Source organism: Nocardioides sp. JQ2195 (genome assembly GCF_012272695.1).
Lineage (GTDB): Bacteria > Actinomycetota > Actinomycetes > Propionibacteriales > Nocardioidaceae > Nocardioides.
In genome coordinates, this window is sequence record NZ_CP050902.1 from 18,728 (window position 1) to 44,237 (window position 25,510).

The following is a 25,510-nucleotide window of genomic DNA, read 5'->3' on the forward strand; positions in this document are numbered from 1 at the left end:
TGGATAACTCCTGTGAATAACTTACAGAGTTGTGATTCCGCAGGTCAGAGACCTGAAATGGAAGAAGGGGCCGGTCAGCTGACCGGCCCCTTCTGCGATTGTCTAGAGGTGCGTCACTCCCACCTGGTGGCGAAGGTGAACCCCACCGCCATGAAGCCGATGCCCACCACGAGGTTGAGCTGGCCGAGGTCGCCCAGGAGCCAGATCTCGCCCTCGGGCTTGTTGGCGAAGACGTAGAACGTGCAGATCCAGACCAGGCCGATCAGGAAGCAGCCGAGCATGCCGACGACGACGCCGCGGCCACGGCCGAGCGGGGTCGTGGGGTGCGCCGAGAAGGCGAGTCCCAGGAAGAGGAGGCCGAAGCCGACGGCCCAGTTCCAGTCCTTCAGCTTGGCCATGCCCGGGATCAGCTCGTTGGGCTCGCTCCCGTCGCCCAGGTCGAAGGCCCGCGCGTCACGGACATAGAGCGTCCAGATCACGACGTAGGCGATCCCGGCTGCCACCAGCAGCAGCGAGATCAGGAAGCGCACGGAGAAGATCGGAGCCTTGACGGCATCCGGATCAACCAGCTCGTGCTTCTCTTTGGACTTCGACACCGAACATCTCCTCATTCGTCACCAGTGCACCGTTCGTGGGTGCACCGGGTTAGCGTAGTCGCCATGCACGCTCATTCCCACGGCCACCGTGCCAAACGCGTCAGGTGGCGCTTCGCGACGCCTGCCGCGTTCGCCGTGGCGGGAGCTCTCTTCGTGGTGAGCGCCACCAACAGCGAAGGCACCGACCTGCGTCCCGGACGGGTCAATGACATGCCCTCGCTGGTGCGCAGCGAGAAGAGCCAGTACGAAGACCTCAGGGAGAAGGCCAGCGACCTGAACGGTGACGTCGAGGCCCTGTCTGCGCGGATCGACGACGACCAGGTGCGCAAGGTGCGTGGCCGGGCCACCCGGCTGCAGGGTCCGGCCGGGTTCACCGAGGTCCACGGCAACGCGCTGACCGTCACGCTCTCCGACTCCCCCGAGGAGCTGCGCGAGGGCACCGATGACATCAGGCGCCTCGTGGTGCACCAGCAGGACATCCAGGCCGTGGTCAACGCGATGTGGGACGCCGGCGCCGAGGGCGTGATGATCCAGGGCCAACGGGTGATCAGCACCACCGGCATCAAGTGCGCGGGGAACTCCGTGGAGCTCCAGGGCATTCCCTACCCCCAGCCCTACGTGATCACCGCGGTCGGCGACACCTCGGCGATGCAGGCGCGGATCGACTCCGACTACGGCATCGGCCTCTATCGCTCCGACGCCGCGAACCCGGCCATCCAGATCGGCTGGGACATCGACGTCGAGTCGAGTGTCACGATCCCGGCCTACGACGGCCTGCGCGGCCTGGAGTACGCCGAGCCGCTCACCTGATCGTTGTACGACGCCGGAACGGCCCTCCCAGCCGCCCGCCCAGCCGCCCGGCCAGGGTGTCGCCCAGCCGCCCGGCCAGGGTGTCGCCCAGCCGCCCGGTCAGGGTGTCGGCACGATGTCGGTGGGGGACTCGCTCTCGGTCGGCTCCTCGGTCGGGGACTCGGTCTCCGTGGGTGTCTCGGTCGGTTCCTCGAAGTCGGAGACCACGATCGTGATCACGTCGTCCTGGTCGGCGGTCTGGTCCGCCCCGGGACTCTGGTCGATGACCGTGCCCTTCTTCTCGGTCGTGGCGGTCGAGCGCACGACCTTCACCTGGAACCCGGCGTCCTCGATCAGCTGGGTCGCCTGGTTCTCGCTCTTGCCGACCACGTCGGGAACCAGCTCGGGACCGTCGGAGACGAAGACCGTGACGGTGCTGCCGTAGGAGACGGAGGTGTCCGGGCTGGGGTTCTGGTCGATGACCTGGTCCTTCGGGTCATCGGTGTCACGTTCCTGGAAGTCGACCTTGAAGCCGAGGTCCGTCAGACGCTGCTCGGCATCGGCCCTGCTCAAGGTGATCACGCTGGGCACCTCGAGGTCGGGCTTGCCGGTGGAGACGACCACCGTCACCTGCGTGTCGGGGTCGACGTCGGTGCCACCCTCGGGATCGGTGCGGATCACCTTGCCCTTGGCGACCTGGTCGTGGGCCTCCTCGATGACGTCGGTGGTCAGCCCCTCGGACTCGATCTTGTCGATCGCCCTGGCCTGGTTCATCCCGTCGACGCTCGGGACGGTCACCTGCTCGGCGGGGTCCTCGCCCGTCTGGGTCAGGTAGATCACCCCCGCGACCAGGGCGATCAGGAGCGCTGCGAGGAGGATCCACAGGCCGGTGCGCTTGGGGCGCTCCTCGTCGTCGCGGACGGGCGGGGTGGTGGTCGTGGTGGCCGCCGGGCGGGGAGCAGCGGCGGGCAGCACGGTGGTGCCCCCCGCGGCCTCACCTGCAGCCAGGGGGACGGACGGCGCCTGCACGGGACGCCCGGCCAGGTAGCGCTCGATGTCGGAGCGCATCGCCGCGGACGACTGGTAGCGCTCGTCGAGCCGCTTGGCCAGGGCCTTCATCACGATCGCGTCGACCTCGGCGTCCAGCTCGGTGTCGAAGGTCGACGGCGGCTGGGCCGGCTCACGCACGTGCTGGTAGGCCACGGCCACGGGGGACTCACCGACGAAGGGCGGTCGCCCGGTGAGCAGCTCGTAGAGCAGGCAGCCGGTGGAGTAGACGTCGGAACGCGAGTCGACGGTCTCGCCGCGCGCCTGCTCGGGGGAGAGGTACTGGGCGGTGCCGACCACCGCAGCGGTCTGGGTCATCGTGGAGGACGCGTCGGAGACGGCCCGGGCGATGCCGAAGTCCATCACCTTGACGTCGCCACCGGGGGTCAGCATGACGTTGGCCGGCTTGATGTCGCGGTGGATGATCCCGGCACGGTGGCTGTAGTCGAGGGCGGAGAGGACGCCGGAGGTGATCTCGAGGGCCCGCTCGGGCAGGATCTTGCGCCCTTCGCGGAGGATGTCGCGCAGGGTCCGTCCGGCGACGTACTCCATCACGATGTAGGGCTGGGCGACGCCGTCGGGCGCCATCTCCTCGCCGGTGTCGTAGACGGCGACGATGGCCGGGTGGTTGAGGGACGCCGAGGACTGGGCCTCGCGCCGGAACCGGGCCTGGAAGGTTGCATCACTGGCCAGGTCGGTGCGCAGTCGCTTGACCGCCACCACCCGTCCGAGGCGGGAGTCGGTGCCCTTGCGCACCTCTGCCATGCCCCCACGACCCAGCAGCTCGCCGAGCTCGTAGCGACCGCCGATCAACGTCGGCTCCTCGTTGGTCATGTGCCCTTCTTCCTTGTCGAGGGGTTCATCAGTCAATCACCGCTTCCATGACGGACTTGGCGATCGGGCCGGCCAGCGCGCCGCCGGCAATCTCGGAGTTGCTCAGGTCGACCTTCTGGAGCATCACCGCCACGGCCACCTCCTTGTCGCCCTTCTTGGCATAGGAGACGAACCACGCGAAGTTGTTGCACTCGTCGCAGCTCTCGGCGGTCCCGGTCTTGGCACCGACCTCGGCGCCCGGGATCAGCGCGACACCCGCGGTGCCGTTCTCGACGACGGAGACCATCATCTTGCGCAGCTCGTGGGCGGAGTCGGAGCCGACGGCCTGGGAGAGCTCCTCGGTGGAGGTCTTGTCGAGGACGTCGAGGTCGGGGGAGCGGACCTCGTCGACGAGGTAGGGCCTCATCACCACGCCGTCGTTGACGATGCCGCCCACCACCATCGCCATCTGCAGCGGCGTGGCGCGTACGTCGTACTGCCCGATGCCGGTCTGGGCGAGGTAGGAGTCCTCGAGCTCCTCGGTCGGGTAGACGCTCTCGGCCTGGCCGGGCAGGTCCTCCAGGGACGTGTCGTTGAAGCCGAACGCCTCGGCCTGGGCGAGCATCTTCTCCTGGCCCAGCTCGTCGGCCAGCGCGAGGAACGTGGTGTTGCACGACTGCTCGAGCGCCTGCGTCATCGGGATCTTGTCGGTGCCACAGGCCCGGCCGCCGTTGCCGATCGACGTGGTCGTGTGCGGCAGCGTGTAGGACGGCCCGCCGGGCACCATGGAGTCGGCATCGTAGTCACCCGTCTCGAGGGCGGCGGCCGCGGTGACCAGCTTGAACGTCGAACCGGGCGGGAGCGTGGTGCTGATCGCCCGGTTGAGCAGGGGCTGGTCGTCGCGGGCGTTGAGCTCCTGGCTCAGCTCGGCCACCTGGCCCAGGTCGTGGGAGGCCAGCTTGTTGGGATCGAACGACGGAGACGACGTCATCGCCAGGATCTTGCCGGTGGACGGCTCGATCGCGACCACGGCACCCTGCACGTCGGAACCCAGCCCCGGGTTCTTGTCCAGTCCCTCGAAGGCCGCCTTCTGGGCGTCCGGGTCGAGGGTGAGCTCGACCGTGCCGCCCTTGGGGGAGGAGTTGTTGACCAGGTCGACCAGCCGCGAGACGAACAGGCGCGAGTCGTCACCGGAGAGCACGGAGTTCTGGGTGCGCTCGATGCCGGTCTGCGAGTAGTAGGAGAAGGTGCCGGTGACGTGGGCATACATCCACGGGTTGTTGTAGACCCGCTGGAACTTGTACTTGTCGTCGGAGGGCTTGGACTCCGCGATCGCGTCGCGGCCGACCAGGATCGCGCCGCGCTCACGCGAGAAGGCGCTCTCGATCACCCGCTTGTTGAGCGAGCTCTCGTTGAGGTCGGAGGCCTTGAAGTACTGCAGGTAGGTCGCATTGCCCATCAGGGCCAGGAAGAGGACCAGGCAGAACAGGGACATCGTGCGGATCGGCTTGTTCATCGCAGGTTCACCACCTGGGTGGTCTCGGCGTCACTGGCCTCGTCGGAGTCCTGGGAGAGGTCCGGGACCGGGCGCCGGGCCTGGTCGGAGATGCGCAGGAGCAGGGCGATGATCACCCAGTTGGCGATGAGGGAGGAGCCTCCGTAGGAGAGGAACGGGGTGGTGAGGCCGGTCAGCGGGATGAGGTTGGTGACGCCGCCGATGACCACGAAGACCTGCAGCGCGAGGACGCAGGCGAGACCGGTGGCCACCAGCTTGCCGAACCCGTCGCGGCACACGAGCGCGGCCCGCAGGCCCCGCTCGACGATCAGGCCGTAGAGCAGGATCACCGCGATCACACCGGTGAGCCCGAGCTCCTCACCGATCGCCCCCATGATGAAGTCGGACTGGGCGTAGGAGATCAGGTCGGGCCGGCCCTGGCCCAGGCCCCGGCCGAGCAACCCGCCCCAGGCCATCCCGAACATCGACTGCCCGACCTGCTGGGAACCGGTCTCCCAGGCGGCGAACGGGTCGCTCCAGGCGTTCACCCGGGCCTGGACGTGGCCGAAGGCCTGGTAGCCGAAGAAGGCGCCCGCCGAGAAGAGGGCGACCCCCACGACCAACCAGCCGGGGCGCTCGGTGGCGACGTAGAGCATGGTCAGGAAGAGGCCGAAGAACAGCAGCGACGAGCCGAGGTCGCGCTGGAAGACCAGGACGCCGAGCGAGACCAGCCACATCATCAGGATCGGGCCCAGGTCGCGCCCACGCGGGAGGTCGACGAACAGCAGGCGACGGCCGGCCAGGGCCAGCGCGTCGCGGTGCAGCACGAGGTAGCCGGCGAACGCGATGACCAGCAGCACCTTGGCGATCTCACCGGGCTGGAGCCCGATCGGGCCGAGGTTGATCCAGATCCGTGCGCCGTTCACCTCACGCCCGATGAACGGCAGCATCGGCATCAGCAGCAGCACGATCGCAGCGAGGCCGCTGGTGTAGGTGAAGCGTTGCAGGACCCGGTGGTCGCGCAGGACGACCAGGGTCGCGATGAAGAGACCGACGCCGATGGTCATCCAGACCAACTGCTGCTGTGCGTACTGGTGGGCCTTGCCCTGGGTCTCGTAGGCCAGGTCGAGCCGGTGGATCACGGCCAGGCCCAGTCCGTTGAGCGCGGCCACGACCGGCAGCAGCACGGGGTCGGCGTACGGCGCGGTCAGGCGGACCACGATGTGGCAGGCGATGGTCAGCGCGGCCAGCCAGCCGCCGTAGCCGATGATGTCGGCCGGGACCTCGCCGTCGATGCCCAGCCCGACCGCGGCGTAGGCGCCGATGCCGACGACCAGCGCGAGGACCACCAGGAAGAGCTCGGCACCCCGGCGTCGCCGGTGCACGAACCCCAGGAAGCTGTTCTGTTGCGACATCGGCACCGCCTCAGCCGTTGGTCCGGGGGCTGGACTCCGGAGCCCCGGACTCGAGGGCCAGGCTGGTCAGGCGGACACTGGCACCGATCGCGTCGTCGAGGCCGCTCCCCTCAGTGGCGTCGGCTCCACCGACACCACCGTCCTCGCTGTCGTCGGGCTCGGACCTCCCTTGCTTCTTCTCCGGCCTGGGCTCCTGGTCCTCGGCCACCGGGGACTCCTCGACCTGTGCCTCGGAGAGGTTCTCGAGGGTGCGTCGGGCGTCTTCGAGGCTGTCGGAGTCGATGCCCTCGCGCACCGCACGGGCGTCGATGTCGCGCAGCCGGTCGAGCTGGACGTCGGACTCCTCGTAGGGACGGTTGAGCTCGATGCCCGGCAGGGTCGCGTCGATGCCACGGAAGATCGTCACGTGGCCGTCGTGCTCGGCGACGTAGTACTGGCGCTGGGTCCAGGCGTAGGCGGCGCCGAGGCCGGCCCAGACGAGGCCGATCAGGACGGCGGCCACCGCCAGCCTCTTGACCCAGACGAACCTGCGTGGCGGCTGGGGGGCGTAGCGATACACCTCGGGATCGAGGGGGTCGTTGGGGAACGCGTGGGGGGCCTCGGCCGGGAGCTCGGCGCGGATCGGCTCCATCTCGCCGGTGTCTCCGGAGCGGTGGCCGCGGAACAGGCTCCCGGCGGCACCGCGGGTGCCGCGGCGGGGCAGGTCGGCGGCGGCTCCGACGAGCAGCGGATCCAGGTCGTCGGGCGTCGCACCGTCGGCCTCGACGACGTCGGCGACCAGGCAGGTCACGTTGTCGCTGCTGCCCGCCTCGAGGCTGGCGCGGACCAGCTCGACGGTGGCGAAGTCGGGTGTGCCGGTCGAGAGGATGTCGGCGAGGTGGCTGTCGTCGAGCACGCCGCAGGCACCGTCGCTGCACAGGAACAGCCGGTCGCCCACGGCCAGGTCGACCACGAAGAGGTCGGGCTCGACCTCGTGGATGCCGTCGACGGCCTTGAGGATGAGGTTGCGGTGGGGGTGGACCCGCGACTCCTCCTCGGTGATGCGACCCTCGTCGATGAGGGACTGGACGAACGTGTGGTCCTTGGTCAGCTGGCTCAGGGAGCCGTCGCGGTAGAGGTAGGCCCGGCTGTCGCCGACGTGCCCGATCGCGACCCGATGGCCGTCGAAGAGCGCGATCGTGGCCGTGGTGCTCGTGCCGTTGAGGCCGGGATCCTCCTCGACCAGCTCACCGATGCGGTCGTGGGCCCGGTGGATGGCCCCCGCGACCAGGCCGAGCAGGTCGTCGCCGGGACGTTCGTCGAGCCGGCGCAGCTGCTGCACGGCCGTGGACGAGGCGATGTCACCGCGGGCGGCACCACCCACGCCGTCGCAGACCGTGATCAGCCACGGCCCGGCATAGCCGGAGTCCTGGTTGTCCTTGCGCACCCGGCCGACGTCGGAGAGGGCGGCGTACTGCAACCGCATCTCCGCGGTGCCCGGCTCGGTCGTCGTGTCGTCGGCCATGGGTCTACTTCCTCAGCTCGAGGACGGTCTTGCCGATCCGGACCTGGGTGCCGAGGGCCAGGGTGGTCGGCTGCGTGATGCGGGCCGAGCCGACGTAGGTGCCGTTGGTCGAGCCGAGGTCCTCGACGAACCACTGGTCGCCCGACGCAGCTATGCGTGCGTGGCGGGTCGAGACGTAGTCGTCGTCGAGCCGGATCGCGGCGTCGGAGCCGCGACCGATCAGGATCGGAGCCTCGGCGAGATCGGCTCGTTCACCGGAGCTGGAGCCCTCGACGACCAGGACGTGGGTCGGCGAGCCGCGGCGCTTCGTGGGAGCCTTGGGTTGCTTGCCGGCGCGTCCGTTCGCGCGGGCCCCCTGCGAGGGCAGCCGGGCACCGAACATGTCGGTGCGGATCACGCTGATCGCGGAGAGCACGAAGATCCACAGGATCGCGAGGTAGGCGAAGCGGATCAGGAACAGGGTCAGCTCACTCAATGCCCTGCTCCTCGTCGACGACCAGCAGAGTCATGGTGGTGTTGCCGATGCGGACCGTCGATCCGTCGTAGAGCGTCGCCTGCTCGACCCGGTGCCCGTCGACCTGCATGCCGTTGGTCGAGCCGAGGTCGCGGACCGTGAGCTCGGGGGCCTGGCCCCGGGGGAACCGCCCGTGCTGGATGCGGAACTCGATGTGCTGCCGGCTGATGCCCGGGTCGTTGATGCGCAGCCCGGCCTCGGTGCCGCGGCCGACGATGAGGCCCGGGGGGTTGAGCGGGTGGCGCACGCCGTTGACCTCGACCAGCACCTTGGCGCGACCGACCTGGGTGTCGGTGGCGTTGGTGGTGACCTTGGCCTGGGCGCTGCTGCGCACCCGGAAGCGACCGGTGGTGAGGTCCTCGGCCTTCTCGAACTGGATCTTCACCGGGCCCGGGAAGACGTAGCTCTGCTCGTCGGCGTGGTCTCGCAGGGAGTTGGTCAGCTCGCTGGCCAGCGTGGAGTCGTAGGGCGCCAGCCGCTCCAGGTCGCTCGCGCTCAGCTCGACGTGGAAGCTGTTGGGCACCAGGCGTCGCTCGCGGCTGAGGATCTGCGCGTTGTTGTCGACCTCGCGCTGCAGGGCAGCGGAGATCTCGACCGGTTGTACGGCGCTGCGGAAGGCACGCGCGAAGACACCGGAGACCATCTGCTCGAGCTTGTTCTCGAAGCGTTGCAGCCCGCTCATCGGTGCCTCCTTCCCGTGTCCTGGGCGACGCCGTGTTCGACGCACGTCGCAGCCGTCGCACTCGGACGGCTGCCGCGATCGTATCGGTGTCGCGGTCACAACCGTCACGTCTGGCACCGCGGTTTGGGCGATTCCTCATTGCTGGGATAACCTTGGCCCGCTTCACGCGCGAGTGGCGGAATAGGCAGACGCGCACGGTTCAGGTCCGTGTGTCCGAAAGGACGTGGGGGTTCAACTCCCCCCTCGCGCACGTGAGTAGCCCCGGGTTTTTACCCGGGGCTTTGCTCATTTCAAGCACCACTCACGGGCCCGAGGGGGCACCATGGGGGCACCAGCCTTATTCGGAAGGCACTGGTATGGCTTGGATAGAGAAGCGGAAGCGTGGCGACGGCGGAGTGTCCGCGAGGGTGCTGTGGCGCCTCGGGGGCACTCGGGACGGCGCCCGTCAGGTCGAGACTTTCGCGGCGGGCACCGATGCCCAGAACTTGGCGCGGGCTGACGGCTTCAAGAAGATGGTGGATGCTTGTGGCCAGCGATGGCCCGGGGGCTGGGTGAAGGGCGAGGGCTTCGTCCGCCCGCCCGGAGAGGCCGACCCGCTGAAGGCGCCGCCGCGGTTCGTCGACATCGGCGAGGAGTACGTCCGCCAGATCGTCGATCTCTCGCCCGGCCAGCGGAAGCGGTACCTCGGCCACATCCGGGTGTTGGGGGAGACCCGCATTCGAGGCGCGCTGATCTTCGCCAAGCCGGTCACCGCCATCACCGAGGCGGATCTGAAGGAGTGGTTGATCGACTGGGACCGGTCACTGAAGACCAAGGCGAACTACCACGGCCTGATCCACGGGGTCTTCGGCTACGCCGTCAAGCGCGGCTACCTCGCCGCGAACCCTGCGATCGGGACGGCACCGCGGATGTCGCGCGTGAGGCAGTCCCGCCCGGAGCTGCGCTTCCTCACCGAGAAGGAGCTGCAGCGGGCCGTCGAGCTGGCCGGAGCGTACGGCGACCTGTTGACCGTGACTGTGGGCACCGGCATGCGCTTCGGTGAGCTCGGCGCGCTGTGGGTCTCGGACGTGGACCTGGAACGTCGAACGATCCGGGTCAACAAGGCGTGGAAGCGCAACGGCGAGGACGACAGCACCGACATCCCCGGCTGGCTGGCCAAACTGCTGAAGCCGAAGCACACGATGCGCGACCACCACCTCGGCGTACCGAAGACGGCGAAGTCGCGCCGGACGATCACGATCTCTCCTGCAGTGGTCGCGGTCCTGCGCAAGCGGATCAAGGGCCGGGCGGCCGACGACTTCCTCTTCGTGTCGAACGCGGGCTACCCGCTGCACAACGGCGACTTCAGCACCCACGTGTGGCGCAAGCTGATGCAGGCGCTCGAGGCGGAGGGGATCGGCAGGTTCCGCTTCCACGACCTGCGGCACACCCACGTCGCCTGGCTGGTCGCCGGAGGTGCACCCCTGCCCCACATCCAGGCCCGCCTCGGCCACGAGTCGATCACCACCACGATCGACACCTACGGCCATCTGCTCCCGGCCGGCGACGAACTGATCTCCGGGATCATCGACACCGCGCTGAGCGGCGACACCATCCGGCCCGGTGGCAGCGGCAGCAAGAAGAAGCAGAAGAAGTCCAAGAAGGCGCCCGGCAAGAACAAGAGGCGCACAACGGACGACGAGCGCTGACGTGTTGCATTCTTGCGACCAGTGCAACACACTGGAGATGCGGCGATGATCTTCGACTGGATCGAGTGGGACGAGCACAACCTGGACCACGCGACCCAGAGGCTCACTGCCGAAGAGATCGAGCAGGCGATCTGGAACGCAGACCACATGCTCCCCCACCGGGAGCAAGTGGACCGGGCACTGATCCGGTCCACGACCGACGGGGGGAAGGCGGTCGTGGTCATCGTCCAGCTCGTGACCGACGGAGTCCGACCGATCACTGGGTGGGAGGCATGAGGATGAGCAAGAGGGATGACGTGGAGCTCGCCAAGTTCTACAACGAGACCGAAGACCTGTCCGGCTTCGATGAGGGCAACCCGGTGCCCGTCACGGTCAAGCGGTCGGTCACGATCTCGGTGCGCTTCTCCGATGAGGAGATCGCCGAGTTGCGGGCCCGGGCGGACGCGGCAGGGATCAAGGTGACCTCCTACATCCGCGACGCCGCTCTCGACGCCTCGCGACCCGTCGACCGCGATGAGCTGGGGGCGCTCGCGCGAGGGCTGGAGAAACAGGCCCATCGGGTCTCGCAGATCTTGACGCGGGGAGCCTGAGCTGCCCGGTGGGCCGCCACGGGGTTCACAGCTTCGATCGGCTGCCGTTTCGGCGCGGCTGCGGCGCGACCACGAGGGGTTGTGCGGGGGCGGTCACGGGCTGCTCGCCGGCCTCGATGAGTTCCTCGAGGTGCTCGGGCCGGAAGCGGACGTGCTTGCCGATCCGGGTGCACCGGACCTTCCGCTGCCGTACGGCGTCCGCGACCCACCGGTCCGGGACGTTCAGATAGGCGGCTGCTTCGGCGGTCGTGAGGAGCGATCGCTCCCGCGGAGGCTTGGCGACGGCGCGTCCCGGCGACTGCGGGTCCGGTGACATGTTCATCGCGAGAGCCTCAGCCAGCAGCGGACCTCCGCCACGGTTATATAGAGCCGCCCGGCGCCGTTGAGTCGGGAAAAGCGGGGGCCGACGCCACGGCGGCGCCAGTCCCGGACGGTGCGCTGCGGCGTGCGGATGAGGATGCAGAACTCCTCGAAGGTGAGGAGTGCATGGTCGTTCCAGTCGGTCGGGACCTCGATGGGGTGCAGTGGCTGCATGACTTCTCCTGGGGTGCGGTTACGTTCACCTAGGGGCCTCGAGGCCGTCGGAGCGATCAGTTCCCGACCACGAGCGCCCGTCGGGCACGGTTGGCATCAGGTAGGTGTGCAGCACCTTCCAACCGTCCGATTCGGCGGCACCCCGGCTGCGGACTCGCTTGAACGCCTCACCTCCGGAGAGCGCTGTCACGCTCGACCGAGGGCGGTCGAACCGGTCCGAAATGGGTCGCCGGGTGGTCAGCCGCTCGGCGCGGGGGCGGTAGCGGTCGATGTCATCGAGGGCACGGCTGCGGGCGTGCGCGGGCCTCGTCGATGTCGTCAGCGACGAGGTGCGCGGTGTTGGACTGCCGGCCCCGGGTCATCGCGACGTACACCGATGCGGCGCCGCGCAAGGTCGCCGAGGAGCGTCGTGCGCGGGAGGCAGCGACCAACACGGTCCGGGCCTTCGCTGAGAAGATCGGCGAGACGTACGACGCCTGGCACCGAGGCAGCGCCTGACGTGGGCTCTTCACCAAAACGCAGCCGCCGACGGGCACTTTCGCCTACGGTCAGTTTGTGCACCAACGCGATCGCCTCTGTGGCCTCCCGACGGGACAGAAGGTTCTCGCGCCATGCCCGTGACGTACCAGTGGTTGACGGCCGTTGGAGGCGAGTTCCCCACTCCCGGGCGCACGAGGGTCACCTTCGCCGAAGCTCGGAACTTGCTCGTCGCCGAGGTGGCCTTCACCACGTCCAACACTCGTGCAGATCTCTGGGACGGGCTTGAGAGATACCTCGCAAGGTTCTTCGACCTGGAGCACCGGTACAACGCCTTGCTCGATGGGAAGCAACTCGTGCGGTGTCTGTGGCTCGGGGGGAGTTACGTCAGTAGCCGAGTCGATCCAAGCAATATCGACGTAACGGTTTGCGTCAATGACGCCACACGGCTGGCTCTCAAAGGGCAGCCGGGGTCGAAGTGGCTTTCTCAGGCCTTCAGTCGGGAAGAGCGTAGAAAGGAGTTTGGCGTCTCTCCGCTGGAGCTTCGGTACCGACCAGTCGTGTCGGTGTTCAGATCTAGGGTGACCGATACCGAAGACCAGCAATACTTGCAGGACCGCGGCGGATGGGATGAGTGGTGGCAACGCTGTCGCGATAGTGGAGCGCAGAGCGGTGGGCCGACGCTCGCTACTGTTGAAGCGATGCGTGGATACTTGGAGGTGACGATATGACCGAGTCGCACACTCCTGAGGTCTCCATCCGTTCGGAGATCCTCCAGCGCCATGCCGAGTCAGTTGCTGAGTGGCGCGCTTCAGACGGCGCATCTGCGCTGGACGGGGACGAGTTCGACAGCGCGGCGAATCGCGCTCGACTCGAGGCACTCCGCGCTCTGGATCCTCAGGCGAGCCTCGGCGAAGAGTTGCGCGTCCGTCTCGTCTCGCCGGTCATGCAGGAGGGAGCGTTGAGCTTCGATGCCGGAGCGCTCCTGTTGCGTCCCCTTCAAGACTCGGTCGCAAGCCTGGCAGGTGACGGCGTGGATTTGGAACTCGTGGGCGTCTCGGCGGGCAGCACCGTGCTGCACGTGCGCCCGAGGGACGGGTCGGCTGAAAGCGGGCCCGTCGACGTCGGCGGTGTTCCCATCGACGCAACATCTACCGAAGATGCCCTACGCGCATTCGTTGAGTTGCTTCGTGCCGCCGAGTCCGAGAGCGATCTCGGCGAGTGGGTGCGAGCCGTCGATGCCCTCGGTCGCTTCAGCCGCGCACTCGAGAGGCTCGAAGCTGAAGCCGACGTTGCCTGGTGGGGTGTTAGTGGCGAGGTCCGGTCCGCATGGTTCGGCAGAACCGGACGGGCGTACGTAGAGCGAATGCTGGAGACAACCCCGCGGCCCGAGATTCTCACCATCTTTGGTCGCGTGACCGAACTTCGCGAGTCCGGAGTCGTCAAAGTCAAAACCGGAGCGCGACGGAAATCGCCGTCGTACGAGGTCAAGATGGAGTCCGAAGATCTGCTGGCGATGCACCTCGAGATCGGAGAGAGCGTGCACTTCACTGTGCGCGTCGAGCAAGGCATCGATCACCTTGGGCAGGCGCAATCCACTGATGTCTACTTCGTATCGAACGCGACTGGATTCTCAGCGACAGACTCGTCTCTCCCTATAGACGAAGATGACGACAGTCGACCGGGTCCTTAAGCAAACGAGTTCTGCGGCTGGGTCAGATCGCCTCTATGTGGGCAGCCCAGAACGGATCCTGTCGCCAGTCCTCGGGCGCCCCGATCCCGCGCAGTGGCAGGTGAGGGTGCGCTGCCAAGAGGTCACTGAGCCGCTGCGCCCACGAACTGTTGGGCGAGATCGTATTGAGCACCGACTGCAGCGACACGAGCACGGGGTAGAGCTGCTTTGCGCGACGTCCGGTGATGACTGAAGGGTCGTCGAGCCAGGAAATCGCCCGCGACGTGGGAAGTGCCGGATACACACCGAGACCCACGTTCCACAAGCGACCGTGGTGAGCGCAGATGTTTCGCACCCGAACGTAGGTGCGAAGCCAAGACTCCAAGAGCACCGCGTTGAGGCCGACGGTCCGCGCTATCGCGGTCTTGTCGGCTCGCAGACCCAAGTTGCGGACGAGATGATCCAACGAACCGACTGTCAACATCTCCACCATCAACCAAGACGGCGGCAACCTCGGCGAACCGTAGGTGGTCAGATAGTGCTCGAGGGCGGAGCGGAAGACCAGATTGTCGCCCTGGTCCTCTGCCGCCCGGGCCAACTGGTCATCACATGCCTTCGCGATGTCATCGAGGAATCGGCGGCGCTTCCACTGGTCGCGGAAGTGCTGGGGATCGACATACCAGTGTGTGTCGCCATACGTGAGCGACATGTGATCGGTCAGCGCGCTGCGGATCGCGACCTCGATCCGCTCAAGCGCGTCGAGAACCAGCAGCCGAAGAGCGCGGTCGAAGACATAGAGGTCGAGCACGTCGTCGAATGCCACGTCGGCACGGAACTGGTGATCGGTGCCTGCCAGCTGGAAGGGAATCGTGTACGGCGACAAACGGAAGTAGCCGAGGTGCCTCAGGTACCGGGTCGCCCGTTCGCGATCGGGGATGTCGAGACCGCGATCAGCCAGCCGATCAACCAGGTCGACCAGCGTCAGAGCAGGCTTGCCGTACGTGCCGGAGCCGCGGGCACGGGAAGGCTTCACCATGGGGTGATCTCCAAGACAGCCGAAAGAAAAAATCCCCCTAGTGCGCTTCTGTGAGAGGCGAGGGGGATGTAGTGGTGCCACGTTAACACGGCGTGACGAAACATTCAGGAATCCTTACATGTGGGCAAGCCGGCACACGCCGGGTCCACGATCGGGGCGGCAACTGGCCCGAGCCAGTGCTGCCGTTGCTCCGCTCGATCCTCAGGCAGGGCCGAAGGCACCGCCTGCGTTGTCGCGCACCCGATTCGCTGCCTGCTCGGCGGCGTTCCGGCTGGAGAACGACTCACCCGACGACGCAACCTTGTCGGAGGAGCGCCACGCCCGCCAGCGCCAAGAGCCACCAGAGTCCAGGTAGACGTCGAACCTCGCGCTCTTCGCTCCCACCTTGAAGGCCGCCGCCGCCCGCTTGGCGTTGTAGGACGACGCGAACGTCTCGCCCGCCCACGCGACCGCCTCGTTGTTGCCGGAGTAGAGCCACCAGCTCGGACTACCAGACTGGGTTTCTGTAACGATGAACCGCCACATGGCGATCCCTCCCATCTCGCACTTCGTGCGCAATGTTGCGCGAGGCCGAGACCGAGTGATGTCATGGCGGTTCCACCCGTACGACGACATCTCATGTCCCGTGCACCTCTGCGCCCGGCCTGCTTGCCGGGCGCTTTGGTTTTCGCGCGTTTTGTGCGCCGCCCGATTTGAGCGACGTCCTGGTAGTTCATCAGACCTGGGTTCCGCGCACGTTCCGCCACGCCGACACCACGCATCCATTTCCGCCTCCAAATCGCGCGGATAAACAACGGTGTAGTTCCGCGTTTCTGCGCCATCTAAGTGGCTGATTGCCAGACACTTAGACCAAGCGGGCCCTTAGAAACGCGCGGATAGGCGGACACAGTGAGCGACAACCAGCCCAGTATCGACCAGATCGCGGTCCCATGCGGTCGCCTCTCGTGCAGGCAGCCGGTCATTCAAGAGGTTGGACCTGGGCGACGTAAGGAGTTCTGTTCCGACACCTGCCGACGCGGGGCCGATCGCGAGTACAAGCGCGCACGGACACACGTGTCGACCTACGGCGAGGTTCTTCGGCGTGCTCAGCACGAGGTTGCCTCGTATGGCCGGAAGGCGGAGGAAGGCGTCCTCACCCCGGACGAGGTGGTCCGCCTTGAAAGCGACGCCCGGGTAGCGTTCACCCGCGCAGCGACCGCGGTCGAGTTCGGAGTGTCAGCGGAACAGGCTGGCGACGAACTCCGTGCCCTTGTCCAGGCACTTCGGCCACTTCTGAGTGGCATCGGGTTCACTTCACGGTCGGCCTAGCCGGCGGGTAGTTGGTGCGGAGCTGGGCGGTATCTCGACCGACCGTTCAGCTCGCATTCATCAGCCCGTCGAGATCGGCACGAAGGACTCGAAGCCCACGCTTGCCGCACACGTACGCCGGCAGTCTCTGGACGCGATGCGTTGACGGACGGTGTTGACCGAGGACGAGATGTAGACCGCTGCTACCTGGAGAGTCATCCGCCGCTTCTCGTCAGGCGACGCCAGCCCGGTGCGGGTCGCGGTGGCCATCTCACTGGCCTCCCCTCAGGAAACGGCGAAGTTCGAAGCCACTCCCTCACAGTGCGCTGGGGAGTGCGGATGAACGCGCAGAACTCCTCGAACAGGATGATGCCGTTGTCGTCCCACTCATCGGCGACGTAGATGGGGCGATGGTCATGGCCCCGCTCCTTCCGGCAGCTCGACCGTCGGGACGACGGCCAATGTTCTGAGAAGCAACGGGCCGTCACCAGGACCGGACAGGTCGAGCCAGATCGGGTCATGGATGCCTCTTGGTCACCTATGGGCGATCCCGTCGGCTGTGCGATCACCTGAACCCGAGAACTTCAGCGGCCGATCCCTCGGTTGGCCGGAGCGGGCGTTCCCGGCAAGCGTTCGGGCGGTCGGCGTACGCCGGTCTGGAGCATCGCGGCCTGGCGGCTGGCGGGGAGCCTCGATGCTTGTGGGCCGTAGCGATCGATGTCCTGCTCGGCGACCTTGGCCGCGTGTGACGGGCCGAGGTCCGCACGGTCTCGGCTGAACACGTCGACCCACTGACGTCGGGCGTCGTCGACGGACTCGGCGACGAGGTGCGCGGTGTTGCCGTCACGGCCGCGTGTCATGCCGACGTACGCCGTCGCGGCACCGGTGGTCTCGCCGATGACCAGGTGCGCTTCATCGACAGTGTCCCCTTGGGCGCCGTAGGCAGTCGTGGCGAAAGCAAGCTCGACACTCTCGTCGACATAGGCAGCGGGCAACTCGCGCTGACCGGCGCGGCCGACGACCAGCAACGACCCGTCGTCTCCGGTCCCAGCGACAACCCAGGTGTCGCGGTTGGCGACCCCGAGGTCGCGGTCGTTGCGGCGAGTGGCGATGCGGTCTCCGAGGCCGATCCGCTCACCACGACGGGTGACGGGCTCACCAGTTCGCTCACCAGGGCCGGTACGCCGGTCGCGGATGACGGCGTTGAGCGAGGCGACCTGTTCGCGTGTGTCTGCGATGACAAGTTGATCGCCCGCCGCACCGATGGACGCCAAAGCCGCGGTGCGCTCGACCTCGGACGCGTGGATGACGACCCTGCCGGAGTCGACGAGTGCATCAAAGACGTCACCTGGTCGCTCACCAATGCGCATGAGCAGGCTGAGGTCGGCGTACGCCGGATCAGTGAAGCGGTGCACCGACTCGAGCTCGAGGTGTGCTTCAGGCCGCACCCAGCGAGCTGCAAGGTCGAGCACGCCGCCGCGCCCGACCGCAGGGAGCTGATGGCGGTCACCGAGCAGGGCGATGGTCGCGCCGGCGCGGTCGGCGACGGCGAAGAGGGCGCGGGCTGTGTCCTGGTCGAGCATCCCGGCTTCGTCGATCAGCAGGACGTCGCCGGGCAGCAGTCGCGCCGATGGGTTGATCTCGTGCCGGGCGATCTCGAGTTGGGACCAGTGGCCGTCCTCGTCCCAGCGGTACCCGTGCTGGTGGATGAGCCATGCGGCCGAGAAGGCGTCCGTGCCGACTTGCTGCTGAGCGGCTTGGGCCGCCTTGAGGGTCGGGGTCACGACTACCAGTCGTCGGTCGCGTGCCTCGAGGGCTTCTTGTGCGGCGCCGAGTGTCGTGGTCTTGCCCGCGCCCGCTGCACCCTCGATGACGAGCAGGCCCGCCTGGCCGGCGAGCGCTCGCACGACCTCCTGTTGCGCGGTGTCGAGCTGCTCGAGGCCTCGGACCCGATTGTCAGGTCCGACCGGCAGCTCGGCTCGGTGGGCGAGTCCATCGTTGAGATCCGACTCGACCGCGAGAACCCGGTCTGAAGTGAGGGTGCGAACGTGCTCCGGTGCGTCGACGCGTTTGAGAATCGGCCGGCATGCCGCAACTGCTCGATCGGTCAGGTCTTCTGCCAGTTCGACTCGCACCGCCCGCTCGGCGACAATTCCGACGGTGGTGATGATCTTCTCCGCCTCACCTCGGATATCGGCCGCGTTCCATGCCGAGCGCATGGAGCCGAGCCGACTGAGGATCAGATCGACGGCAACGTCACGGCGGATTGAGCCGATCGTCGTGCGGCTGAGGGCCTCGGGGGCGGTCGGGTTTCGGAAGCCGAGCTCGTGCAGCTCTTCGTGCCACCGGTCCACGAGCTCGGCGCCGTCCGTTGGCACGATTTTATCGGGTCGCGCATCCGCCCAGGCTCGTCGATCCCAGGTGCGTCGAAGCTGTGGTCCCGGATCCTGGCCGGGGTGCTCGCTTCTCCACTCTGCTTCGTACTGGCCGACGTTGCGGCTGATCTGTGCGGAGCGCTGGCTGAAGCGACCGACGTACGGCTTCAGCTGGTGCACCTCACCGGCGTCGTCCAGCGTGTAACCGTGCGCGGCGAGAGCCGCGCGGAACCCGGGGTCGCACATGACTGCGGCATGGCCGATGCCGTTGATCGCCTCGATGCTGTCGCGGGCGCCCACGGAGTGAAGAGCGCGCCACTGTCCGACGGCGAACACCTTGGCGTTGATCTGCAGGTGGAGGTGACGGTGCGGGTCGCCTGTCCGCGACGTGTAGTGCCGCACGACTGCGGCCTCGAGTCCGCGCTCGACTGGCACCTGGACTTGTCGCCCCTTGGGACCGACCCGCGTTGTGGAGTGCTCGGCAAGCCAGCCGATGATCTCGTCGGCGGCTCGGTCTTGCGCAGCGTCGTAGGCCGCGCTGATCTCGGGGTGCAGTGACGCGGCGATGGACCAGGTCTTCGGCCCGTTAACGACGACCTCAACGAATCGCAATGCGTTCTCGTGGTTGCTGATCCTGCCTTTGGCATGACTGGTGTCGACGTCGTAGCCGTTGACCCATCGCTCGTACGTCGGGGCGTCGAGGTCGGCACGCTGCTCGACGCTGACCCCGCGGCGATCAACGGTTGCTGTGTAGCGGGCGGCGATGCCGGATCCCTCGGCAAGGTAGTAGTCGTCGGCTCGCGAGTGGTCGGCCTCGAGGTAGGAGCGTGCGCCGGCTGGGTTGCCGCGATAGAACTTGATGCCACCGTGCATGCGCCTCGTCACCGCCCGTCACTGATCGTCAAAGACCCCTGAAATGACGCAGGGCCCGCCCAGGTGGGCGGACCGATCTACGGACCTTCGTAGCATGCGTGCCGCTTGGTTTGAAGCCTTCGATTCGCCTTGTGGGGAGCGGGTTTTCGGACTCGTCAGAGTCCGTTAATCCTCGTCATCTTGGTGCCGAAGGGGAGCTTGGAGCCTGATGGATCAGAGAAGGGCGACGAGGTCAGCTAGCGGTACGTCGAGGGCTACCGCGGCCGCGTAAAGCGTGTGGATCTGGGGCGTCTTGAGAGCGCCCTCGAGGTTGATGATCGTGCGCCGACCGATGCCGGATTCCTCCGCGAGCCAGTCGGTGCTCCAGCCCTCCCGTTGCCAGGCGTTCGCAATCTCGATGCCAAGCCCTGGACTGGGCACAACCGCGACGACATGGACGATGACCTCGGTCAGTTGTGGGTCACCTTCAGCCGGGACATTCGATCGCCACGCCGCGACCTGCGCTGCGCTCGGAGTGCCGGCCATTCGGGCGATCGTGACGACGACGGTTCGCTCAGAGCACCGTCGGCGCTACCTGTTGCCCTTGGATCGATTGTGGGGCACACAGAGCATCTCGCAGTTGGCGATGTCCGACGCACCACCCTTACTCCAAGCGGTCACGTGGTCGGCGTCCATCTCACCGAGTTCGTAAATGCGAGATGAGTTGGCGTTGCTACCGCTGGAGCACATCGGGCAGTTCGAGGTCTCGTCCTCCTCCGCCTGCGCTGTCTGCTGCTCGTACGATGCGAGCTTCGTCCTCTCATCAAAGACCCGGACGTCGAGCAGTTTGATGTCCTGCTCCCCGGCAAGCAGGTACTCATAGATACCTCGCTTGTTCTTCACGTCGATGTCACCCATCAAGCTCGCCACACGCGCCTCGAGCTTCGTAGGGTCGTGGTCGGAATCTTTGTACTTGGCGTGCAGCTGCCCCCACTTGACGGTCTTCATCTGGGAGCGCTTCTTCGGGAAGGTGGTCTCGACCCAGGTGATGACGCCCTGGAAGTAAGTCCACAGATTCTTGGCGTCTGCGTCGTGCTGGTGGTCCCGCATGTACTCGTCGACCTTGCCAGAGTTGATCCACTCAATGACAGTCTCGAGGTAGTCCTGGCGGATGGGCGAGCCGGTCATGTAGTCGGAGGCGATCGCGTAGGCCGGGCAGCCGTTCTTGGAGAAGTACTTCTTAGCCGAGGACACCCACGGACCGTGGTAAACGGCATTGCGTAACTCCTGGTCGGTGAGCTCCTCACCGGCGATGTTGATGGTCTTGAACCAGTCGAGCTTCTCCGAGTCGGTGCCCTGGCACAAATAGACCATCAGCTCGTAGTCCAGGATCTGCTCCTGTTGGTCGTTCTGCAGGTTGTGGAAGGCCAACTGGTGGCCGTCGACCTCGATGGAGAAGTCGCCCTCGACGTACTGGCAGATGGAGATGGTGCGCTGCTGGCCGTCGATGATCTCAAACTCCACCCCGTCCTCGTCCACCTCGCCGAGCACAGCCCAGTAAATGACGTTCAAGGGGAAGTCGCGGCGCAAGGTTTCGATGACGGCATCGCGCTGTTTGTCCTTATAGACGAACTCGCGCTGGTAGGGCGGGCGCACGTCCAGGCGGCCGCCGTATGCGCGCACGCCGAGCTCGTCGTTGTCCTCGTAGTCCTCGACCAGGTCTCGGACCCGGACATGCAAGAGCTCGATCTTCATCGTCATGAAGCCACTCCCTTTCGCCGGATGAAGATTCGCTTGTACGTTCGTCTGAGGGGATAGCCCACGTCGAAGAAAGTGCCCGGTCCGAACGAGTCAGCACGGATGTAAGCGCCGCCGGACCCTGTGTTCGATCGCACTGGCACACCATCGACAACCTTGCTCTTGCCCTTGTAGGTCTTCGTTGGTGGGTAGTCGGATTCGTCCGTGCCGAGGATCTCGAACTGATCTGGGTTGTACTTGCCCAAGAAGGTGACCGGGACACCCATGACGCCGTCGTAATCTACGGGGATGTTGACGGTCTTCGCGACCTCGATCGCGTCGAAGTTGTCGAATCGCGGAAACTCCTCCGGGCTGTACGTCTTGAACAGTGTGAGCTCTTCGTGTCGTTTCGCGTGGTCGAGGTTCGTGAACCATGCGGTGTTGCCAATGGTCTGGTACCGATGTCCATCGTTGCCGACCTTCTGTCCTGATTTCACGGGGAAGTCTTCGTTGACACGGAACCACATCTGCCCGGTGCCGGTGCGGGTGACGCCGAGCCAGAGTCTGTTCGCCTTGATGTGTGACCAGATCTCCTTGTAGGCGACGGCGTTCATGTTCCCGATGATCAGAAACTTCTTGTCGTGCTCGATGAGCTGGGCGACGTACTCTCGGAACAGGCTGAACGGCGGGTTGGTCACGACGACGTCGGCCTGCTTGAGCAGCGCGATGCTCTCCTCGGAGCGGAAGTCGCCGTCGCCCTCGAAGGTCTGCACCTCGATCTCGTCGCGGCCCGGGATCCGATCGCCGTCCTTGTCCCCGTCGTACTCGAGATAGACCGCCTGTTCACTGTCCTCGGTTGAGAACAGGTCCATGTTCTGGCTCTTGTAGCAGGCGGCGATGAGCTTCTTCAGTCCGAGCTTCTCGAAGTTGTAGCTGAAGTAGTGGAAGAACTCCGACTCGCGGGGGTCGTCGCAGTTGAGGTAGACGACCTTGCCCTTGAAGTGCTTCCGGTAGTGACGAAGCTCCTTCTCGATATCGGACAGTTGGGTATAGAACTCGTCGTCCTTGGCAGCCTTGGCGTCTCCGAGGCTCCGCTGCTTGCTTGATGTGCCCGCCATCCTCACCCTTCCTCAACGGCTCCCGCTGCAGCGCCGGGAGCGGTGTGCGTCTTCGCGGTCATCCTATCGATGGGGTGCGACATCACGTCTGACAAACACGTCCGTGAGTCGACAGTCAGAGCCTGCGATCGACTGGGTTTTGCGGATGCGATAGACCCTGCCAGAAGGCGGACCCGCCATCGTGTCTCTGCACCAAACCAGGGAGTAAAGGATCGGCGGTCTTGCTGCGGACAAGCATGTCGTCGAGCGAGGCCACGACGTCGAGGATGGAGCGGGGGCCGAACTGTCCGGCCTTCTTCTTCGCCCTTACTCGGACGTTGTTCGGCGTCGGACCGGCGTCGATAACGGAGTGGTGCCAGATCCGACTGTGGTGGGCACAGCGATTGCGGAGGTAGACGAGAGCTCGCACGCGATAGGGGAATCCACCCTTGGCAACGCCGATACTGGTCGCGACCGCATCAGCCAAAGCGCCCTGAGCGCCGCGCTCAATACACTTCGACAGGGTGCCGAAAGACCACGCCTCGACAGCGGACCAAACCGGCAGTTCGGCAAAGCTCGACGAGTTGTCGACGTCAGTCCGGTAACGAAGGATGTGACGCTCTTTGCTGCGCTTCAGGTCACGTAGGCAAACCTCGATCGTCGGATCCCTCTCCGACACGTCGGTGTAGAAGTCTTCCTCGAGGTATCGGCCGCTCGGTCCATACGTCTGGGCGATCACGTGCGCGGTGTGTGTCCGCAGCAGCAACTCCACGCAGGCCAACGGCCTGACGAGCTCCGCTCGCATGGCCTCGTCGGCCTCGTAGACCGCCCGGATCTCGTCGAACGTCGTGCCCGGACGGTAGCGGTCGTCGCCCTCGTGAGGGGCGATCTGGAAGTACCGCGTGTACCCGGAAAACCGGTAGTAGTTGTTGGCCGCGAGGAAGGCGGCGCACATGGCTTCGTCGCTAATGGAGAGTCCACGTTCGACCAGGAGAGCGACCTGCTGATCCCAGGACAGGCTCGGCTTCACGGAGCGCTCCAGAAAGAAAGAGGCCCCTCCCATTTGAGCATCGTGGAGAGGCTTGGGAGGGGGTCGATTGGCTCCAACATAGACGATGGGACCGGAACGCGCACATCGTTCGGCAGATTCGGATCAAATCACGTGGGCCGACCCCGGTAGGAACCTGAGGCAGGCTGACGCCTCTTCCCCCACCAGCCCCCCACAGCGCCCAGTAAGCCGACTCTCGTTCAGTTCCGAAATCCAAAGAAGCCACACGCTGACCTGCGGTTTCTCGTGGCGGAGCCTAGGGGACTCGAACCCCTAACCACCTGCTTGCAAACGGACTGCGGGGACACCGCACAACGCCGATGTGAGTTTGCTACAGCATGCTGGTTGGACGGCTTGCACGCGTCGGAGACGACGCCGGCGGCGATCACGGCCAGCCAAAGCGCCTTGGCCGGAGTGCGGGTCTCGTCGTGTCGAAGAAGAGGGGTCCGAAGGATGCGGCTCCGACGATGCACGTCTATGCGGCTCGAGGCGGATGAAGTCCGCCCTCGCCCGGCATCGGGTCTCAAGCCACTCGAGATGGTCCGAAATCTGGTCTAGAATCGCGCAATCGGGCCAGAAACGCTGGCCTCACTCGAAAATAGCGGCTGGTGCCCCCCAGGGTGCACACCCCCGGCAAATCGGGAGTCAACTGGAGGCAACAGACCTCCGATTTCACGCTCAGAACGGCGTTTTGGCCTGATCGAGCGTTGAAATCCTCTGGTTCAACTCCCCCCTCGCGCACGTTGAGCAGAAGGCCCCGGGTCCATGACCCGGGGCCTTCTCGCATTTCCGGGCCTCGGTTTTCCAGGCGCCGTCGGTCCGATGGACATGCAGTTGTGCCGTTCGCCCGGACCTGCTGACCGTGGCCCGAGGTCGTCGTACGCACAACTGCATGTCGAACGGACCGCTGCGGCTGCCAGCTCGGGAGAAGCCGAGCTGATTCGGCGCCTGCGGCTTGCCGGGCTACGCCGGATTGCGTACGCCGGTTGCGCGGTGCAGCGGACGTCGTGCGGCCGGCATCGGACGAGCCTTGGAGGACACCGATCCGAGGAGGCACCACCCATGTTGAACGCACTCGTCCTGTCCGCCGACCGCTGGGACGGCGACGGCCCGGCCTTCTGGCCGATCTTCCCGCTCGTCTGGTTCCTGATGATCGTCACCTTCGCCTACCTGGTGATCCGCTGGGGTCGCCGCAGTCGCGCCGAGTGCGGGATCCGCTCCGGGCAGGCCCGGCTCGCCGAGCGCTTCGCCGCCGGCGAGATCGAGGAGGAGGAGTACCGCGCCCGACTGGCCGTGTTGAACGAGAAGTGAGTCGGGTCGGGGTCGCCCTGTCGCGGCAGCGGGTGGGCGGGGGATCTCGATACGCTCGCTGGCGCTCGCCACTCGATCAACGACGGACCGCGCCGCCACTCGATCAACGACGGACCGCGCCGCCACCCGATCAACGACGGCGGGTGCGGTCGCCGTACTTCCAGAGCCACAGCAGACCGATGACCGGCAGGACCAGCGGCACGAAGCCGTAGCCGACGCCGAAGTCGGACCACACCGTGGCATCGGGGAACAGTTCCGGGTCGAGGACGCTCAGGAAGCCGACGCCGAGCACGCCGACCAGCTCGATGGAGATGGCGCCCAGGGCGACGTGGGAGGCCCGCTCCCCGCGATACCGCAGGGCCACCGTGGCCACGACGTAGATCACCGCCGCCAGCGCCGAGAGCAGGTAGGCGACCGGGGCCTCGTCGAACTTCGTGGCGAGCTGTACGGCGGAGCGGGCACCGGCGGCGATCGCGAACACGGCGTACACCGCGACCAGCACCTGCCGCCCGTGCGACCTGCCCCGGCTGGTCGAGGTCACCATGTCTGCTGCAGGCGCAGGAGCAGCACCAGCACGGTCACCGCGGCCACGGCCACGACGTACAGGCTGGGAGGCTCGACCGCCCGGCCGGACTCGTCGGGCTGCTGGTTCAGCAGCAGCACGGGCACACCGACGGCGGCGACCGCGTAGCCGACCGTGATCCAGAGCGCGTCGGGGTCATGTCCCTTGAGCAGCCCGATGACGGCACCGAGGACGACGATCCCGGTGGCGACCTGCGCGACCGTCATGCCGTGGCGGGCGATCGGCTCGAGCGACGCCATCTGGGGCGATGCGGCAGCCGCGATGGCGAGGACGGCGATGACCAGGAGCAGGGTCAGCACGACGGAGGTGAGCAGCCAGTACACGGCCTGACTGTATCTGCCGGCCGGGAAGGCGAGTCGCGCCGACCC

Annotated in this window: 27 protein-coding genes and 1 tRNA gene; 9 read left to right on the plus strand and 19 right to left on the minus strand. The window is 66.4% G+C overall.

Going from position 1 to position 25,510, the window contains the following annotated elements; translation table 11 throughout:
• Nucleotides 1–113 precede the first annotated feature (113 nt).
• Nucleotides 114–596 carry a cell division protein CrgA gene (locus tag ncot_RS00090; RefSeq protein WP_240937993.1) on the minus strand — a complete coding sequence of 161 codons (483 nt, stop codon included), beginning with the start codon at nt 594–596 and terminating at the stop codon, nt 114–116.
• Between the two features lie 63 nt (nt 597–659).
• On the opposite strand from ncot_RS00090, the gene ncot_RS00095 reads away from it, so the two are divergent.
• Complete coding sequence (locus ncot_RS00095; RefSeq protein WP_168615764.1) at nt 660–1,406, plus strand: DUF881 domain-containing protein; 747 nt, start codon at nt 660–662, stop codon at nt 1,404–1,406.
• A gap of 99 nt (nt 1,407–1,505) precedes the next feature.
• On the opposite strand, the gene pknB is transcribed toward ncot_RS00095, so the two are convergent.
• Genes pknB through ncot_RS00125 form a run of 6 tightly spaced genes read right to left on the minus strand, consistent with a single transcriptional unit; the run spans nt 1,506 to nt 8,855 of the window.
• A complete protein-coding gene (gene pknB / locus ncot_RS00100) occupies nt 1,506–3,302 on the minus strand; it encodes a Stk1 family PASTA domain-containing Ser/Thr kinase (protein ID WP_240937994.1) in 1,797 nt (598 codons plus the stop codon).
• A complete protein-coding gene (locus tag ncot_RS00105; protein ID WP_168615765.1) occupies nt 3,295–4,761 on the minus strand; it encodes a penicillin-binding protein 2 in 1,467 nt (488 codons plus the stop codon). The genes pknB and ncot_RS00105 overlap by 8 nt, the downstream gene beginning before the upstream one ends.
• Nucleotides 4,758–6,155 carry an FtsW/RodA/SpoVE family cell cycle protein gene (locus tag ncot_RS00110; protein ID WP_168615766.1) on the minus strand — a complete coding sequence of 466 codons (1,398 nt, stop codon included), beginning with the start codon at nt 6,153–6,155 and terminating at the stop codon, nt 4,758–4,760. The genes ncot_RS00105 and ncot_RS00110 overlap by 4 nt, the downstream gene beginning before the upstream one ends.
• A gap of 10 nt (nt 6,156–6,165) precedes the next feature.
• Nucleotides 6,166–7,659, minus strand: coding sequence for a protein phosphatase 2C domain-containing protein (locus ncot_RS00115; RefSeq protein WP_168615767.1), 1,494 nt, complete (start codon nt 7,657–7,659; stop codon nt 6,166–6,168).
• 4 nt (nt 7,660–7,663) lie between these two features.
• Entirely contained in the window at nt 7,664–8,134 is a 471-nt protein-coding gene (locus ncot_RS00120) for an FHA domain-containing protein (RefSeq protein WP_168615768.1), read from the minus strand.
• Nucleotides 8,127–8,855 carry a DUF3662 and FHA domain-containing protein gene (locus ncot_RS00125; protein ID WP_168615769.1) on the minus strand — a complete coding sequence of 243 codons (729 nt, stop codon included), beginning with the start codon at nt 8,853–8,855 and terminating at the stop codon, nt 8,127–8,129. Before ncot_RS00125 ends, ncot_RS00120 begins: the two co-directional genes overlap by 8 nt.
• A gap of 166 nt (nt 8,856–9,021) precedes the next feature.
• Here ncot_RS00125 and ncot_RS00130 point away from each other — a divergent pair.
• The 4 genes from ncot_RS00130 to ncot_RS00145 all read left to right on the plus strand — a co-directional run bounded on the left by ncot_RS00130 (nt 9,022) and on the right by ncot_RS00145 (nt 11,133).
• Nucleotides 9,022–9,105 (plus strand) — tRNA-Leu (locus tag ncot_RS00130).
• Nucleotides 9,106–9,211: 106 nt separating this feature from the next.
• On the plus strand, nt 9,212–10,543 hold the full coding sequence (locus ncot_RS00135; RefSeq protein ID WP_168615770.1) for a site-specific integrase: 1,332 nt from the start codon (nt 9,212–9,214) through the stop codon (nt 10,541–10,543).
• Between the two features lie 45 nt (nt 10,544–10,588).
• A complete protein-coding gene (locus ncot_RS00140) occupies nt 10,589–10,819 on the plus strand; it encodes a hypothetical protein (RefSeq protein WP_168615771.1) in 231 nt (76 codons plus the stop codon).
• Nucleotides 10,820–10,821: 2 nt separating this feature from the next.
• Nucleotides 10,822–11,133, plus strand: coding sequence for a hypothetical protein (locus ncot_RS00145; RefSeq protein ID WP_168615772.1), 312 nt, complete (start codon nt 10,822–10,824; stop codon nt 11,131–11,133).
• A 25-nt stretch (nt 11,134–11,158) separates the two neighbouring features.
• On the opposite strand, the gene ncot_RS00150 is transcribed toward ncot_RS00145, so the two are convergent.
• Together ncot_RS00150 and ncot_RS00155 are read right to left on the minus strand one after the other, a co-directional pair.
• On the minus strand, nt 11,159–11,455 hold the full coding sequence (locus ncot_RS00150) for a helix-turn-helix domain-containing protein (RefSeq protein WP_168615773.1): 297 nt from the start codon (nt 11,453–11,455) through the stop codon (nt 11,159–11,161).
• Nucleotides 11,452–11,667: a helix-turn-helix domain-containing protein gene (locus tag ncot_RS00155; protein ID WP_168615774.1), complete on the minus strand. Its 216-nt coding sequence runs from the start codon at nt 11,665–11,667 to the stop codon at nt 11,452–11,454. Before ncot_RS00155 ends, ncot_RS00150 begins: the two co-directional genes overlap by 4 nt.
• 336 nt (nt 11,668–12,003) lie before the next feature.
• Here ncot_RS00155 and ncot_RS00160 point away from each other — a divergent pair, with 336 nt between their 5' ends.
• From ncot_RS00160 to ncot_RS00170, 3 genes are all read left to right on the plus strand, one after another.
• Entirely contained in the window at nt 12,004–12,165 is a 162-nt protein-coding gene (locus tag ncot_RS00160; protein ID WP_168615775.1) for a hypothetical protein, read from the plus strand.
• Between the two features lie 113 nt (nt 12,166–12,278).
• Entirely contained in the window at nt 12,279–12,875 is a 597-nt protein-coding gene (locus ncot_RS00165) for a hypothetical protein (protein WP_168615776.1), read from the plus strand.
• Entirely contained in the window at nt 12,872–13,837 is a 966-nt protein-coding gene (locus tag ncot_RS00170; protein ID WP_168615777.1) for a hypothetical protein, read from the plus strand. The genes ncot_RS00165 and ncot_RS00170 overlap by 4 nt, the downstream gene beginning before the upstream one ends.
• Before the next feature lie 22 nt (nt 13,838–13,859).
• On the opposite strand, the gene ncot_RS00175 is transcribed toward ncot_RS00170, so the two are convergent.
• The 8 genes from ncot_RS00175 to ncot_RS00210 all read right to left on the minus strand — a co-directional run bounded on the left by ncot_RS00175 (nt 13,860) and on the right by ncot_RS00210 (nt 23,230).
• Nucleotides 13,860–14,852, minus strand: a complete 993-nt coding sequence (locus ncot_RS00175) for an Abi family protein (protein WP_168615778.1) — start codon at nt 14,850–14,852, stop codon at nt 13,860–13,862.
• A 201-nt stretch (nt 14,853–15,053) separates the two neighbouring features.
• Nucleotides 15,054–15,377: a hypothetical protein gene (locus tag ncot_RS00180; RefSeq protein ID WP_168615779.1), complete on the minus strand. Its 324-nt coding sequence runs from the start codon at nt 15,375–15,377 to the stop codon at nt 15,054–15,056.
• Between the two features lie 843 nt (nt 15,378–16,220).
• Entirely contained in the window at nt 16,221–16,358 is a 138-nt protein-coding gene (locus tag ncot_RS00185; RefSeq protein WP_206065056.1) for a hypothetical protein, read from the minus strand.
• Nucleotides 16,359–16,723: 365 nt separating this feature from the next.
• The gene (gene mobF, locus ncot_RS00190) at nt 16,724–19,387 is read right to left on the minus strand and encodes a MobF family relaxase (protein WP_168615781.1); all 2,664 of its coding nucleotides are present in this window, start codon (nt 19,385–19,387) and stop codon (nt 16,724–16,726) included.
• A 213-nt stretch (nt 19,388–19,600) separates the two neighbouring features.
• On the minus strand, nt 19,601–19,912 hold the full coding sequence (locus ncot_RS00195; protein WP_168615782.1) for a helix-turn-helix transcriptional regulator: 312 nt from the start codon (nt 19,910–19,912) through the stop codon (nt 19,601–19,603).
• A gap of 45 nt (nt 19,913–19,957) precedes the next feature.
• Complete coding sequence (locus ncot_RS00200) at nt 19,958–21,127, minus strand: DUF262 domain-containing protein (RefSeq protein ID WP_206065057.1); 1,170 nt, start codon at nt 21,125–21,127, stop codon at nt 19,958–19,960.
• Nucleotides 21,124–22,221 (minus strand): adenine-specific methyltransferase EcoRI family protein, encoded by a 1,098-nt coding sequence (locus ncot_RS00205; RefSeq protein ID WP_168615783.1) that lies wholly within the window; start codon nt 22,219–22,221, stop codon nt 21,124–21,126. Before ncot_RS00205 ends, ncot_RS00200 begins: the two co-directional genes overlap by 4 nt.
• Before the next feature lie 115 nt (nt 22,222–22,336).
• Nucleotides 22,337–23,230: an Abi family protein gene (locus ncot_RS00210; protein WP_168615784.1), complete on the minus strand. Its 894-nt coding sequence runs from the start codon at nt 23,228–23,230 to the stop codon at nt 22,337–22,339.
• Nucleotides 23,231–24,310: 1,080 nt separating this feature from the next.
• On the opposite strand from ncot_RS00210, the gene ncot_RS00215 reads away from it, so the two are divergent.
• Nucleotides 24,311–24,559: an SHOCT domain-containing protein gene (locus ncot_RS00215; protein WP_168615785.1), complete on the plus strand. Its 249-nt coding sequence runs from the start codon at nt 24,311–24,313 to the stop codon at nt 24,557–24,559.
• Nucleotides 24,560–24,689: 130 nt separating this feature from the next.
• Here the strand turns inward: ncot_RS00215 and ncot_RS00220 are convergent, their stop codons facing one another.
• Together ncot_RS00220 and ncot_RS00225 are read right to left on the minus strand one after the other, a co-directional pair.
• Nucleotides 24,690–25,103, minus strand: a complete 414-nt coding sequence (locus ncot_RS00220) for a hypothetical protein (protein ID WP_168615786.1) — start codon at nt 25,101–25,103, stop codon at nt 24,690–24,692.
• Entirely contained in the window at nt 25,097–25,465 is a 369-nt protein-coding gene (locus ncot_RS00225; protein WP_168615787.1) for a hypothetical protein, read from the minus strand. The genes ncot_RS00220 and ncot_RS00225 overlap by 7 nt, the downstream gene beginning before the upstream one ends.
• Between the last annotated feature and the right edge of the window lie 45 nt (nt 25,466–25,510).